Origin of the sequence: Winogradskyella sp. PE311 (assembly GCF_046545555.1) — a bacterium.
Lineage (GTDB): Bacteria > Bacteroidota > Bacteroidia > Flavobacteriales > Flavobacteriaceae > Winogradskyella.
Genome location: NZ_JBHZTH010000001.1, coordinates 1,053,798 through 1,067,811 on the forward strand (window position 1 = coordinate 1,053,798; position 14,014 = coordinate 1,067,811).

A 14,014-nucleotide genomic window follows, 5' to 3' on the forward strand; every position below is an offset into this window, starting at 1 on the left:
ATATGTTTAGAATAAAACAATGTCAGTGTGAAAAGACCAAACATAATGCCATTGAAATTTCTAATTCTGAAACAAATACATTCGCCAAAATAAATTTAAGACAAGGTGCTAGGTTACAAGAACTAATTATTGGCAGTCATCATATTATTAATGAGATGAAGGACTTAGAATATTCTAGTACCTATGCGTCGTCTATTTTGTTTCCATTCGCTAATAGAATAAAGGACGGTAGTTATGCATTTCAAAACAATAACTATCAGTTTCCTATTAATGAAACCGAACTTAATAATGCCTTACACGGATTAGTTTTTAATAAAGAATTTGAAGTATTGCATCGTGAAACAAAAGTAGATTATGCTTCAATTGTTTTGTTTTACAAAGAAACTAAACATTCTGTAGGTTTTCCTTATACTTTCAATATTCAATTAACATATAGGTTAACAGAAAGTGTATTAACTTTAACTGCGGATATCACAAATACAGATTCAAAAATATTTCCATTTACTGTAGGTTGGCATCCTTATTTTAAGAGCAGCGATAGGTACAATAGTTCGGTAATTTTTGATTCTAATAAAAAACTAAAATTAGATGATCGATGTATTACTGCAGGTGAAGAGATAGACGAAAATTTTGGATTAGTAACAGTTAAAAATCAAGAGTTAGATGATTGTTATATTTTAAAATCTAACCTTATTAAATTTAAAACACCAAAATATATACTAGAGCTTATTAGTTCTGAAAAGAAAAGTTTTTTACAACTTTACACACCACCAAATCCATATATGCTAGCTATAGAACCAACAACAGGAGTTTCGGATAGTTTTAATAATGGTATGGGTTTAAAAACATTAAAGCCTCAAGAGACTTATCAAATAGAATGGTTTTTAAATATAAAGAATAATTAAAATATTCTTTAATTTAGGAGGCGTTAATATTCATAGAATTAAGTCATAATTATGAGACAAAAGATACTATATAATGCCAAACTTAGTGTTGTGGTTTTTTTCATATTCTTGCTTTCTTCCTGTAAAAGTGAAGTAAAAAGTACTCCTAAAATAGAAGTGCCAAAAGGTATGGTTTGGGTAGATAGTAAAACATTTACTCAAGGTGCTAAAGTAGGTGATAAATATGCCATGCCGCGTGAAAAACCAGCGCATGAAGTTTTTGTCGATGGTTTTTTTATTGATATTACAGAAGTTACCAATAAGGAATTTAAAACCTTTGTAGAGGCTACAAATTATATTACGGTTGCAGAAAGAGCTATTAATTGGGATGAGATGAAAAAAGATCTTCCATTAGGAACACCAAAACCACACGATTCTATATTGCAACCAGGTAGTTTGATTTTTAATAAAAACGTTGAGAAAGTAGCTTCTATGGGAAATTATTTACAATGGTGGACTTGGAAAATTGGCGCAAATTGGAAACATCCAGAAGGACCAGATAGCTCTATTGAAGGTAAGGACAATTATCCAGTAGTACATATAGCATTTGAGGATGCTTTGGCGTATTGTAAATGGGCAAACAGACGTTTACCAACAGAAGCAGAATGGGAAGCAGCGGCTCAAGGCGCTTCATTAGATAATATTTATACTTGGGGCAATAATCCTGATATTTTAGATAAAAAAGCCAATACTTGGCAAGGTATTTTTCCTATTAAAAACGAGCCTAAAGATGGCTTTGGCTCTATTGCCCCTGTAAAATCTTTTGATCCAAATTCAATTGGTGTATATGATATGCTTGGTAATGTTTGGGAACTAACGAGTGATTTATTTAACGTAAACTATTACAAAGAATTGGATATAACTAATGTGCTCAATAATCCGAAAGGTTCAGAAAAAGCATATAGTCCTAGTAATCCATACCAGCAAGAACATATAATAAAAGGCGGATCTTTTTTATGTCATGCTTCATATTGTGCAAGTTTTAGAATTTCAGCGAGAATGGGTGTAAGTCCAGATTCAGCATCAGATCATTCAGGCTTTAGGACAGTTACAACCACAGATATGCTTAAATAAATAATGTAGAAGTTATTCCGTAAGTCTTTCAAACTATAAATAGTATCAATTTCTTTTGGTATAAGTCAAATCTAGCTTTAACGTTATCTAAAAGTGTATAGTTTCGAAGAAGGCTTGTTTAATTATTTTTATTTTTTAGTTCCTGCTTTCGCATCGGCATTCCATCAATAGTTGAAAATAGACGTTCGGGTGTTAAAATACTGTTTTGATTTAATTTAATTGATCCGTCCAAGCCTATTAAAATAACTTTGAAAGCTTCGTCTTTCGGGTTATAAATCTTGTTGAGCGTCTTATTTTTCAACCATTCTTTAGTATCTGTATTTATCTGTTTATATTTATTATTAAGAATTATATAAACAATTAAGCGACGTTCTGAGAGTTCTTGCTTCTTTTCGAGAAGCAAGGCTGCCTGCTCTTCAATTTTTGATGATTCGTTTTGATGAGATAAGATAAGTACAACGCGCTCTTCCCATTTATGTGAGTTTAAGATTTGAGAATTCATTAGCTGACTTGCAGATATTATTAAAAAAAATAAAGTAAATCGCATATTTTAAAGATAACCAATTATTAAGTGATCTTAAAATCTAAAATGGTTCGCATTTCTTGGTTTATTTATAATTTTTTAAATACTTCATTTAGTTTAAATTTGTTCAAATGTTTAAAATTTAAATAAACCATAAACATTCATGAACAAAAAAGGATTCATATTCGATTTAGATGGTGTCATTGTAGACACTGCTAAATACCATTTCTTAGCATGGAAAAAGCTAGCAAATAGTTTAGATATAGATTTTACCGAAGAGGAAAATGAACAATTAAAAGGTGTAAGCCGTGTAAAATCTTTAGAGAAAATATTAGCATGGGGAAATAAGACAATCTCTGAAGAAAATTTCCAAGATTTAATGGGTAAAAAGAATGAAGATTACTTAAGTTATATTTCTGAAATGGACGAAAGTGAAATTTTACCAGATGTACCTAAAGTACTTGATTTTTTAATTAAAAATCAGCAACCTATTTCTCTAGGCTCTGCAAGTAAAAATGCAAGAGCTATTTTAGAGCGCGTTAGTCTAAGAAAACAATTTGATCAAATTGTAGATGGTAACGATGTTAGCAAGGCCAAACCAGACCCAGAAGTCTTTCTGATTGCGGCGAAATTGTTGAATGTAAGTCCGAAAAATTGTATTGTTTTTGAAGATTCTGTAGCAGGAGTTGAAGCTGCAAATTCTGCTGAGATGATATCCATAGGTATAGGGAAAAAGGAAGTTTTAGGACATGCTAAATATGTGTTTAATGATTTCACCGAGATTTCAGAAGCATTTTTAAATGACCTTATTAATAATTAAGTATTACAGATGAATTTAGATTATATAAAACCAGATAATTGGTCAATTATAGAAGAAGGTTTTGATGCGGACCACGTAAAAGCATCAGAAAGTTTGTTTAGTCTTGGAAATGGGGCAATGGGTCAGCGTGCAAATTTTGAAGAATCTTATTCGGGTGCAACGTTTCAAGGAAGTTATATTGCAGGCGTCTATTATCCCGATAAGACTCGTGTTGGTTGGTGGAAAAATGGATATCCAGAATACTTTGCTAAAGTATTAAATGCTCCCAATTGGATTGGTGTTAATGTTATTGTTAATAAAGAAGAATTAGATTTAAATACGTGCAAGTCTATAAAAAACTTTAGAAGAGAGCTCAACATGAAAGAAGGTTGGTTGTCTAGAAGTTTTTCGGCAATACTTCAAAATAATATAGAAATTGAGGTTAATGTAAAACGATTCTTGAGTTTAGAGTTAGATGAACTAGGAGCCATTGATTACTCGGTTACCCTTTTAAATTCTGATGCTGAAATCACGTTTCAACCATATTTAGATGCTGGTATCACAAATGAAGATACTAATTGGGACGATAAATTTTGGGACATAAAAAGTATTTCTGAGAAGGGCGGACAAGCTTTTGTTGAATCTAAGACAATGAAGACCAATTTTCATACTTGTACATTTATGCAATCACATGTATTTCATAATGGGAAGGCTATAGAGGTTTCACCTAAAGTTGATCAATCAGAGACTGATATTGCATTTACTTACAGCAAATCTGTTGGTAAAGGTGAGTCTTTATCAATAAATAAATTTGGTGGCTATACGGTAGATAGAAATCATAACCAAAATGAGCTAGTAAAAGCATCTAAAACAGTTTTAGACAAAGCCGTTACAGCAGGTTTTTCTCAACTTTTAGAAGCACAAAAAAAGGCTTGGGCTAAGATTTGGGAGACTGCAGATATAACCATTGATGGAGATGTAAAAGCACAACAAGGTATTCGGTTTAATATTTTTCATCTCAACCAGACCTATTTAGGTACAGATGCACAATTAAATATTGGGCCAAAAGGATTTACTGGAGAAAAATATGGAGGAAGTACCTATTGGGACACAGAAGCATATTGTATTCCGTTTTATATGGCAACTAAAGATCAGAGTGTTGCAAGGACACTTTTAACCTATCGTTATAAACATTTAGAAAAGGCTATTGAAAATGCTGAAAAATTAGGATTTAAAAATGGGGCCGCATTGTATCCAATGGTAACCATGAATGGTGAAGAATGCCATAACGAATGGGAAATTACATTTGAAGAGATTCACAGAAATGGTGCTATTGCATTTGCAATTTTCAATTATTATAGATATACAGGGGATTTTAGTTATATCCCAGAAATGGGACTAGAAGTGCTTATCGGCATTGCTCGTTTTTGGCATCAACGCGCAACATTTTCTACAGACAAGGATAAGTATGTGATTTTAGGAGTTACAGGTCCTAATGAATATGAAAATAACGTCAATAATAATTGGTACACTAATTATCTGGCACAATGGTCTATTAATTACGCTTTAGACTGTATTGATAAGGTTAAAGATGGTTATTCTGAAGATTATCATCGTATTACTGGAAAAACAAAAATCACTCACGAGGAATTGTCTCATTGGAGAAAAGTCGCAGATAATATGTTTTTCCCTTATTCAGAAAAACACGATGTCTATTTACAGCAAGATGGCTTTTTAGATAAAGAATTAATCACGGTTGCTGATTTAGATAGTTCTCAAAGACCTATCAATCAGAAATGGTCTTGGGATCGCATTTTAAGATCCCCATATATTAAACAAGCAGATACGCTTCAAGGCTTTTACTTTTTTGAAGACCAATTCACAACTGAAGAATTAGAGCGTCATTTCGATTTTTATGAGCCTTTCACAGTACACGAAAGTTCATTATCGCCATGCGTTCATAGTATTCAGGCTGCTAAGTTAGATCGCATGGATCAGGCTTATACGTTTTACCTTAGAACATCGCGTTTAGATTTAGATGATTATAACCATGAGGTACATGAAGGATTGCACATTACCTCAATGGCAGGAACTTGGATGAGTATCGTTGAAGGTTTTGGAGGAATGCGTGTGAAGAATGATACCTTAACGTTTGAACCTAAAATTCCTAAAGAATGGGAAGCCTATTCATTTAAAGTTAACTTTAGAGATCAAATTATAAAGGCAGAGGTGAGTCAGAAAGAAACTATATTTCATTTAGAAGGAACTCAAGACTTGAAAATTTCAGTTAAGGGTGAAAATGTTACTATTTCACCAGGCCAAAAGGTTACTGTTTAAGTAGAAGAATTATTTAATAAAATCTAGAATTATGAAACAAATTTTAATCATTACATTATCAGTTATTGTTACTATAACGAGTTTTATAACTCTAGATTTAAAAGCAGAAAATTCATCAATAATAGAATTTAGAAAACTCGAAGACGCTACATTATCTAGTGGGAGTTTATATCGTGCCGATAGTATAGCATCAGACTATATTACAACTAGACCAGTCGATGTTTGGTTACCACAAAATTATTCAGAAGATAAAAAGTATAGTGTGCTTTATATGCACGATGGTCAAAATTTATTCGATTCTACAGCGACTTGGAGTAAACAAGAATGGAAGGTAGATGAGTGGGCTACTAAGTTGATGACTGAAGAAAAAACGAAAGATTTTATAGTTGTAGCAATACATAACATTCCTCAAATCCGATGGCAAGATCTATATCCTGAAAAAGCTATGGGATATATGAATGTTAAGGTGAAAGACTCTTTAATTGATTTGGCTAAGAAAAGTAATTTTAATGTCAATTTTAAAGGTGATGAATATCTGCAATTTTTAGTTAAAGAATTAAAACCTGTTATCGATACTCAATTTTCAGTAGCGACAAACAGGGAAAGTACATTTATTATGGGTTCTAGTATGGGAGGCTTAATGTCTATGTATGCGATATCAGAATATCCAGATGTTTTTGCTGGTGCAGCTTGCTTATCAACTCATTGGGTAGGTGCAATGCCGTCACCTAATAACCCTCATCCTGGTGCTATATTTAAATATATGGAGGCTAATTTACCAAAAGCAGGTGCGCACAAGTTGTATTTTGATTACGGGAATAAAACATTAGATCAGCATTATCCAAAATTTGCACCTACGGTAGATAAAATATTAGAAGCAAAAGGATATTCTAGTGAAGATTCAAAGAACTTATATTTTGAAGGAACTGATCATTCAGGAAAGTCTTGGAGCCAACGTTTAGATCAACCTATATTATTTTTATTAGGAGAATAAGTTTAACTTTAGTCGTATGAAGAATTCGATTTTAATTCTAATCGTATTGGCTTTATTTTTTGGTTGTAAAAATGAAGCTAAGGAGTTACCTCAAAAGAAAGAAGCTAAATTACAAATGAAGAAAAAGGAAGTCGTTTATCAAGTTTTTACGAGGTTATTTGGAAATACAAATACCACAAATAAACCTTGGGGAACGCTAGAGGAAAATGGAGTGGGTAAGTTTAATGACTTCACTAATAAAGCTCTAAAAGAAATTAAGGATTTAGGAGTGACACATATTTGGTATACAGGTGTGCCACATCATAATGTTATAACAGATTATACTAAATATGGTATTTCTAATGACGATCCTGATATTGTAAAGGGACGTGCTGGTTCACCTTATGCAGTTAAAGATTATTACAATGTAAATCCCGATTTGGCTGTAAATGTTGAAAACAGATTAGAAGAATTTGAAGCTTTAATTGAGAGATCTCATAAAGCAGGATTGAAAGTAATCATTGACATCGTTCCAAATCATGTCGCAAGAAACTATGGGAGTTTAACCAATCCGGAAGGAACTACTGATTTTGGTGCTGAAGATAATAAAACTGTGACTTATCATGTAAATAACAATTTTTATTACAACCCTAATGAATCGTTTAAAGTGCCAGAATGGAAACATGGATATCAGCCTCTAGGTGGTAATTTACATGTTTTAGCTGATGGTAAATTTGAAGAAATACCTGCAAAATGGACAGGAAATGGTTCTAGGGCATCGCAACCAGATATCAATGATTGGTATGAAACTGTGAAAGTAAATTATGGAGTAAGTCCGGATGGACGAAAAGATTTCGATACGTTACCAGAAGGTTTTGAAAATGAAGATTATGAAAAACACTTTGATTTTTGGAAAGATAAAGTTGTGCCAAGTTCTTGGGTGAAGTTTAAGGATATAGCCTTGTATTGGACAGCAAAAGGTGTTGATGGTTTTCGTTATGATATGGCAGAAATGGTGCCTGTAGAATTTTGGAGCTACATGAATTCGCATGTTAAAATGAAAAATTCAGATGCTTTTTTGCTTGCTGAGGTTTACAACCCAAGCCTCTATAGAGATTACATTAGAAGAGGGAAAATGGATTATTTGTATGATAAAGTTCAGCTATATGACACTATAAAACATATAATGCAAGGGCATGGGAGTACAAACAATATAGCACCTATTTTAGACGAATTAAGAGATATTGAACACCACATGCTTCATTTCTTAGAGAACCATGATGAGCAGCGGATTGCAAGTCCCGATTTTGCTGGTGATGCAAATAAAGGGAAGCCAGCAATGGTAGTTTCTGCAACGTCTTCTACTGCACCAACAATGCTTTATTTTGCGCAAGAGTTTGGTGAGCCTGGAACGGAAGATCTGGGTTTTGGAGACCCAACAAGAACTTCGATTTTCGATTATGGTTCAGTACCAAGCCAAGCACGTTGGGTGAACAATAAAAAGTTTGATGGAGGACAATCTAAAGAAGGAGAAATACAGCTCAGAGATTTTTACAAACGTCTCTTAAATTTTACCATAAATAGTTCTGCTTTAATGGGCAATTATTACGATATCCATTGGCATAATATAAATAATACAGAATGGTACAATGATAAGGTCGTATCATTTGTACGTTATGGTGCTGATGAAAAACTTATTGTTATTTCAAATTTTAACGCAGAGAACACCTATGGTTTTGAATTGCAATTACCGGAGGATTTAGTTGAGAAGCTAAAACTAAAAGATGGAGAATATGAAGTTAAAGACCAATTATATAATGCATATGTTTCTACATTAAAAATCGATAATGGTAATGCTAAAATTCGAATTGATATTAAACCACTAGAATCATTTATTCTTAAAATAAATTAATCCAATGAAAAAAGTAATCATCATTGTAATACTGAGTATTATGTTAGCCAATTGTAAAAACAATTCTGATTTAGCAAAGAATGAAGCTATACCAGAATTAGAAACACCTTTTGTTTGGGAAGGTGCTAATTTATATTTTTTACTAACCGATAGATTTAATAATGGTGATACTTCTAATGATATTAATTTTAAAAGGACCAAAGAGACCGCAAAACTTCGTGGATTTAAAGGCGGTGATATCAAGGGTATAACTCAAAAAGTTAAAGATGGCTATTTTACAGATTTAGGAATCAATGCCATATGGATGACACCAATAGTGGAGCAGATACATGATGGTACTGATGAAGGTACAGGTGTAACCTATGGATTTCACGGCTATTGGGCAAAAGATTGGACACAGATAGATCCTAATTTTGGAACAAAAGAGGATTTACATGAGTTGGTAAAAGAAGCACATTCGAAGGGTATACGCATTGTTTTAGATGCTGTTATCAATCATACAGGTCCAGTAACTGAAAAGGATACTGCTTGGCCAGATGAATGGGTTAGAACTGATAAGAAATGCACTTTCGACAGCTACGATAATACAGTGACTTGTACATTAGTGGCGAATCTTCCGGATATTAGAACGGAATCTAACGACAATGTAGACTTACCACCACAGTTAGTAGACAAATGGAAAGCGGAAGGACGATATGAGCAAGAAGTAAAGGAGTTAGACGATTTTTTTGAACGTACAGGTCATCCAAGAGCACCACGTTTTTATATCATGAAATGGTTAACAGATTATATAACTGAATTCGGTGTCGATGGTTATAGAGTAGATACCGTAAAGCATACTGAAGAATATGTGTGGCAAGAATTTAAGGTGGAATGCGATTACGCATTTTCAGAATACAAGAAAAATAATCCAGAAAAGGTACTAGATGATAATACCTTTTATTTGGTAGGTGAAATTTATAATTATAATATTAGTAGTGGTCAATTTTATGATTTTGGTGATAGAAAAGTTAATTATTTTAATCCACCAAGCTTTCATAGTTTAATCAACTTTGAGTTTAAATGGAATTCTAAAGAATTAAGTTATGAAGAATCATTCAAGAAATATTCAGACACACTAAATGGTGTATTAAAAGACTTTGGTACGTTAAATTATTTGACTTCTCATGATGATGGGAGTCCTTTTGATAAAACTAGAAAGAAACCATTTGAAACTGCAACACGATTATTATTATCGCCAGGAACCTCGCAAGTATACTATGGAGATGAATCTTCGAGATCTTTAGTTATATCAGGAACAGAAGGAGATGCAACATTACGTTCATTTATGAATTGGGACTCTATTGCTAAGCGTCCAAGAACGAAGCAAGTTTTAGCACATTGGCAAAAATTAGGAAAGTTTAGAGCAAATCATCCTGCTCTTGGTGCTGGTGTCCATACTATGATTTCTGAATCGCCTTATTATTTTAAAAGAGTTTTCAAAAAAGATGATTATGAAGATAAAGTAGCTGTTGGTTTAGACTTACCCAAAGGTTCTAAAACTATTAATATAGCTGATGTCTTTAAGGAAGGGGATAAAATTCGTGATGCTTATTCTAATAAAATAGCTGAAGTAATAAATGGAAGCATTACTATAGACACTGAGTTTAATATTGTATTACTAGAAAAGCAATAATTTACTTGTTTATTCGTAACAAAATTTAGGTAAGGGCGTCTACTATTTAGCGACACACCTAAATAATCATTAACTTTACTTAGTAAAATTATTACGTTATGGATATTAACGATAACATAGATTCCCCTTTAATCATAAAAGTTAGCTTTAATAAGCTTTTAAATCAGTATCAAAATTTAATAGAAGCTGATAATGATTTTATTGCCGCCAATGCACGTCGTGTATTAAAAATTGCCGATGATAATCCTATTCTTAGAGATGGATTTAGTGATTTAAATTTACTGAATACCTACGAAAAAGAGATTGAAGGTATTTTACAAGATTCTTTTAGCCCTATTCTTTCTAGAAATGAAATAAAGACGGCTTCAGTGCCTTTTCAAGATATTATCTTTAACTCCTCTAAACGTTTCAAGTCTATTTTAGAAACTGCCGGAGATGATTTTGAGTTGCAGATGAAGAACATGCCGACTGACCAAAGGTATATAATAGCATGTACAATAATTCTTAACTTTTGTTATGGGTATAATTTAAATTTTAAAAGGCCATTTTTTTATGAAATACCAGATGCAAATGGTATTATGCGTTATTATAAAATATTATATAATGCAGATTTTACCGAGATTGTACCAAAAAAGAATGCACCTAAAATTACGCAGAAAGATTATGATGAATTACTAGATAATTTTGAAAATATTGAACTTTGGAAAGAAAAATTTCCACCAAATACTTATGAGTTTAAAGGATTTGTGATATCAAATATTTTTGATGTTACAGATGATCAATCTATCTCAAACATTAAGTCATCTTTAATCGGTGAAGACAAGCGTAATGATGAAAGTTTTATGCAGAGTTTTTACGAAATTTTTCAATCATTATTTGGTCTTACAGATTTAGAAGTTGGTTTTTCTATTTTTAATCATGTAGAACAATCATTTGAGCGCGTTTATGGTGTTGGGATGAATAGTTTTTTACTCAATGATTTAGATAGTAAACCATGTTCAGAGGCCTTATGTGAATGGTCTTATAATAGACTTTTAAACGAAAATAAATATTTTTCTGTGTCAGATATTGCAAGAGACTATAAGCGTTCTCAAGGCAAAGCAGCACATATAAAAGTGCTGCATCAACAAGGTTACAAAAGTGCAATATTTGCCCCTATAGCTAATGAAAATGGTTTAATGGGTATTCTAGAAATTGTATCTAAAGCACCGAAGGCGTTAAATAGTATAAATGCAAATAAGTTAGTAGATGTAATGCCCTTTATAATATCTGCCGTAGAAAGATCTCAAAATGAAGAAGAGAATTTAATAGAGGCAATCATTCAGAAGGAGTGTACATCAATACATCCAAGTGTACATTGGAGATTTGAAAAAGAAGCTAAGATTTTTATTAAAGATCAAATGAGTGGTAAAGAACCTAACTTTAATAAAATTGCGTTTGAGAATATATATCCTCTCTATGGACAAATAGATATTAAGGGGTCTTCTGAAGCTAGAAATTGGGCAACACAACAAGACTTAACGTTACAGCTTACATCTATAAATGAAGTCTTGGAGGCAGCTACTAATTTAGAAGGGTTGCCAATTTATGAACAGTATACATATCAAATTACTGACTTTCTAAAAGGTCTTTCATCCAATTTTCAAGTTGATAGTGAACATCAGATTTCAAGATTCATAAAGGACGACGCAGAGCCATTATTAAAACACCTTTATACTAAAGATAGTTTAAAAGGTCTTGTCGATGACTACTTTAATAAAATAGATGATGACGTAGATGTACTTTATCACCACAGAAAACAGTACGATGATACAATTGCCTTAATTAATAAAGAAATGGCTGCTCTTCTAGATCAAAAACAAGCGGAAGCCCAACTAATGTATCCACACTATTTTGAGCGCTTTAAAACAGATGGTGTAGAGCACAATATGTACATAGGCGAGTCACTTACAAAAGAAGATAGCTTTAATCCTATATATCTGTATAATTTAAGATTATGGCAATTACAGGTAATGGTAGAAATGGAAAATGCTTATTATCAAATGCAAACTGATTTCCCTGTACCTCTCGATGTGGCATCTATGATATTGGTATTTAATCAGCCATTATCTATAAGCTTTAGAATGGACGAAAAACAATTTGATGTTGACGGTACTTATAATGCACGTTATGAAATTGTAAAAAAACGAGTTGATAAGGCTTATATAAAAGGTACGACAGAACGTGTAACTCAAAAGGGTAAAATTAGTATTGTTTATTCTCAGAAGGAGGATGAGAGAGAATATCTCAGGTATGTAAAATTTTTACAATCTAAAAAGTACTTAGATGATGATTTAGAGATCGTAGAGCTTCAAGATTTACAAGCTGTAACAGGCCTAAAGGCAATACGGGCTAGTGTGCTTTATCATAAAGAAAAAGATGATAAAGCCTTTTATACCTACGATGACTTAATGAAGGAGATTAAATCTTAAAGATTTGTTGTTTGGAGAATATCTGTTACGTCAGCTGCTGAACCAGAATATTGAAATGCGATGCCAAAAGCAATTACGCTAATTATAATTCCTACGGCAAATACAGTGTAAGTTAGCCTTAATAAATTATACTTTCTGTTTAAAACTAAACCTAAGAAATATAAATCTTTGGTTAATGAACCATACAGATAATCTTTGTCCTGCATCATTTCTTGCATAGCCCATTCAAATTCATCTAACTTCATTTTATGAAAATTTCCGAAAAACAAAAGATTTACTTTTTTGTTGGCAACATCTTCTTTAGTGAATTTACCTCCACTTACATTTGGTCGAGTTGCGAGTACCGATAAAATAATCGAAATCACGGTAGATAGTGCAAAAATAGCTGTTGGCCAAATCAAATAACCGTTAGAAGGATTATCTAGTTTAGATACCAAATTAGAGAGTACTAACGAGATTATAATGGCATTAACAGATAGCAATATATTAGCTTTAGTATCCGCAATATCACTCAACGTAATATGATTTCTTAATGCAACCCTAAACATGGTCTCAATACCGCGATCTGGTAAGTCTAGCTTTTGTTTTTTAAATTGTAACTCAGCTTTTTTCTGTTTTAACTTCGCAGTATTTTCTTTGACTTTGTTCTGATCTTGAATAAGACTAGCAAGATTTTTTCCTTTTCTTTTTTGCCATTTTTTTGTGGCGATTGAAGAGTGAAATGTATGATTAGTCAAAAAATCAATATTTTCTTGAAGCCATTCCGACTTAGTAGATTTCTTATCCTTGGTAAGTTCCCATTCTTTTCTTAGTAAAGAGGCATAGTCATTATATTTTTTACTGGAGATGTGAGCGCAATCAGCGTCTTTAATTAAACCCTCTAATTCGTTTGTAGGCTCATAATTCATTTCAGTCGCCATAATAATTTCTGAAATTACTTTAATGTCGTCATCAGAAACGTTTTGAGAATTAAGAAATGCAGTGGCTATTTTTACACTTTCTTTTTCGTGCCCATTTATAATTTTTGTAAACCCAATGTCATGAAACCAAGCGGCAGTTAAGAGTTGGAACTCCTGTTTTTTTGTTAAAGAACTTTCTTTAATTAATTCCTCAACTTTACCAACGACACGCTGTGTGTGCGATAGGTTGTGATATACAAATGAAGTATCTAAATTATCATTTAAATAGTTGATAACGTACTTTTGAGATTCTTCTAAAATGGTTTCCATAGAATATTGTAAAAACGCTAATTTAAGAATTATTTGTTAGTCATATGATATGCGAATTAGTAACTTAGCGAAACATT

The 14,014-nt window shown here is 32.4% G+C and carries 10 protein-coding genes; 8 read left to right on the forward strand and 2 right to left on the reverse strand.

All coding sequences use genetic code 11. The annotated features are described in order from the left end of the window. Positions 1-2 precede the first annotated feature (2 nt). Together ACFWU4_RS04440 and ACFWU4_RS04445 are read left to right on the forward strand one after the other, a co-directional pair. Positions 3-905 (forward strand): aldose 1-epimerase, encoded by a 903-nt coding sequence (locus ACFWU4_RS04440; RefSeq protein ID WP_411125267.1) that lies wholly within the window; start codon positions 3-5, stop codon positions 903-905. 51 nt (positions 906-956) lie between these two features. Beyond that, positions 957-2,018 carry a formylglycine-generating enzyme family protein gene (locus ACFWU4_RS04445; RefSeq protein ID WP_411125269.1) on the forward strand — a complete coding sequence of 354 codons (1,062 nt, stop codon included), beginning with the start codon at positions 957-959 and terminating at the stop codon, positions 2,016-2,018. Positions 2,019-2,136: 118 nt separating this feature from the next. Here ACFWU4_RS04445 and ACFWU4_RS04450 read toward each other — a convergent pair whose 3' ends face one another. Beyond that, positions 2,137-2,520 carry a DUF4174 domain-containing protein gene (locus tag ACFWU4_RS04450; protein ID WP_411125271.1) on the reverse strand — a complete coding sequence of 128 codons (384 nt, stop codon included), beginning with the start codon at positions 2,518-2,520 and terminating at the stop codon, positions 2,137-2,139. Positions 2,521-2,704: 184 nt separating this feature from the next. On the opposite strand from ACFWU4_RS04450, the gene pgmB reads away from it, so the two are divergent. From pgmB to ACFWU4_RS04480, 6 genes are all read left to right on the forward strand, one after another. Continuing rightward, positions 2,705-3,361, forward strand: a complete 657-nt coding sequence (pgmB, locus tag ACFWU4_RS04455) for a beta-phosphoglucomutase (RefSeq protein ID WP_411125273.1) — start codon at positions 2,705-2,707, stop codon at positions 3,359-3,361. 9 nt (positions 3,362-3,370) lie between these two features. Beyond that, on the forward strand, positions 3,371-5,677 hold the full coding sequence (locus tag ACFWU4_RS04460) for a glycoside hydrolase family 65 protein (RefSeq protein WP_411125275.1): 2,307 nt from the start codon (positions 3,371-3,373) through the stop codon (positions 5,675-5,677). Between the two features lie 31 nt (positions 5,678-5,708). Then, entirely contained in the window at positions 5,709-6,671 is a 963-nt protein-coding gene (locus ACFWU4_RS04465) for an alpha/beta hydrolase (protein ID WP_411125277.1), read from the forward strand. Positions 6,672-6,687: 16 nt separating this feature from the next. Continuing rightward, positions 6,688-8,562 (forward strand): alpha-amylase family glycosyl hydrolase, encoded by a 1,875-nt coding sequence (locus ACFWU4_RS04470; protein WP_411125279.1) that lies wholly within the window; start codon positions 6,688-6,690, stop codon positions 8,560-8,562. A gap of 4 nt (positions 8,563-8,566) precedes the next feature. Beyond that, positions 8,567-10,237 (forward strand): alpha-amylase family glycosyl hydrolase, encoded by a 1,671-nt coding sequence (locus ACFWU4_RS04475; protein WP_411125281.1) that lies wholly within the window; start codon positions 8,567-8,569, stop codon positions 10,235-10,237. Between the two features lie 98 nt (positions 10,238-10,335). After that, entirely contained in the window at positions 10,336-12,708 is a 2,373-nt protein-coding gene (locus ACFWU4_RS04480) for a GAF domain-containing protein (RefSeq protein ID WP_411125283.1), read from the forward strand. On the opposite strand, the gene ACFWU4_RS04485 is transcribed toward ACFWU4_RS04480, so the two are convergent. Continuing rightward, the gene (locus tag ACFWU4_RS04485; RefSeq protein ID WP_411125285.1) at positions 12,705-13,937 is read right to left on the reverse strand and encodes a Pycsar system effector family protein; all 1,233 of its coding nucleotides are present in this window, start codon (positions 13,935-13,937) and stop codon (positions 12,705-12,707) included. The two genes, ACFWU4_RS04480 and ACFWU4_RS04485, sit on opposite strands and share 4 nt — an antisense overlap. Between the last annotated feature and the right edge of the window lie 77 nt (positions 13,938-14,014).

Coding starts and splice junctions, on each gene's coding strand:
- ACFWU4_RS04445 (WP_411125269.1), top strand. CDS start 957: ATGAGACAAAAGATACTATATAATGCCAAACTTAGTGTTGTGGTTTTT.
- ACFWU4_RS04470 (WP_411125279.1), top strand. CDS start 6,688: ATGAAGAATTCGATTTTAATTCTAATCGTATTGGCTTTATTTTTTGGT.
- ACFWU4_RS04480 (WP_411125283.1), top strand. CDS start 10,336: ATGGATATTAACGATAACATAGATTCCCCTTTAATCATAAAAGTTAGC.
- ACFWU4_RS04460 (WP_411125275.1), top strand. CDS start 3,371: ATGAATTTAGATTATATAAAACCAGATAATTGGTCAATTATAGAAGAA.
- pgmB (WP_411125273.1), top strand. CDS start 2,705: ATGAACAAAAAAGGATTCATATTCGATTTAGATGGTGTCATTGTAGAC.
- ACFWU4_RS04465 (WP_411125277.1), top strand. CDS start 5,709: ATGAAACAAATTTTAATCATTACATTATCAGTTATTGTTACTATAACG.
- ACFWU4_RS04485 (WP_411125285.1), bottom strand. CDS start 13,937: ATGGAAACCATTTTAGAAGAATCTCAAAAGTACGTTATCAACTATTTA.
- ACFWU4_RS04475 (WP_411125281.1), top strand. CDS start 8,567: ATGAAAAAAGTAATCATCATTGTAATACTGAGTATTATGTTAGCCAAT.
- ACFWU4_RS04450 (WP_411125271.1), bottom strand. CDS start 2,520: ATGAATTCTCAAATCTTAAACTCACATAAATGGGAAGAGCGCGTTGTA.
- ACFWU4_RS04440 (WP_411125267.1), top strand. CDS start 3: ATGTTTAGAATAAAACAATGTCAGTGTGAAAAGACCAAACATAATGCC.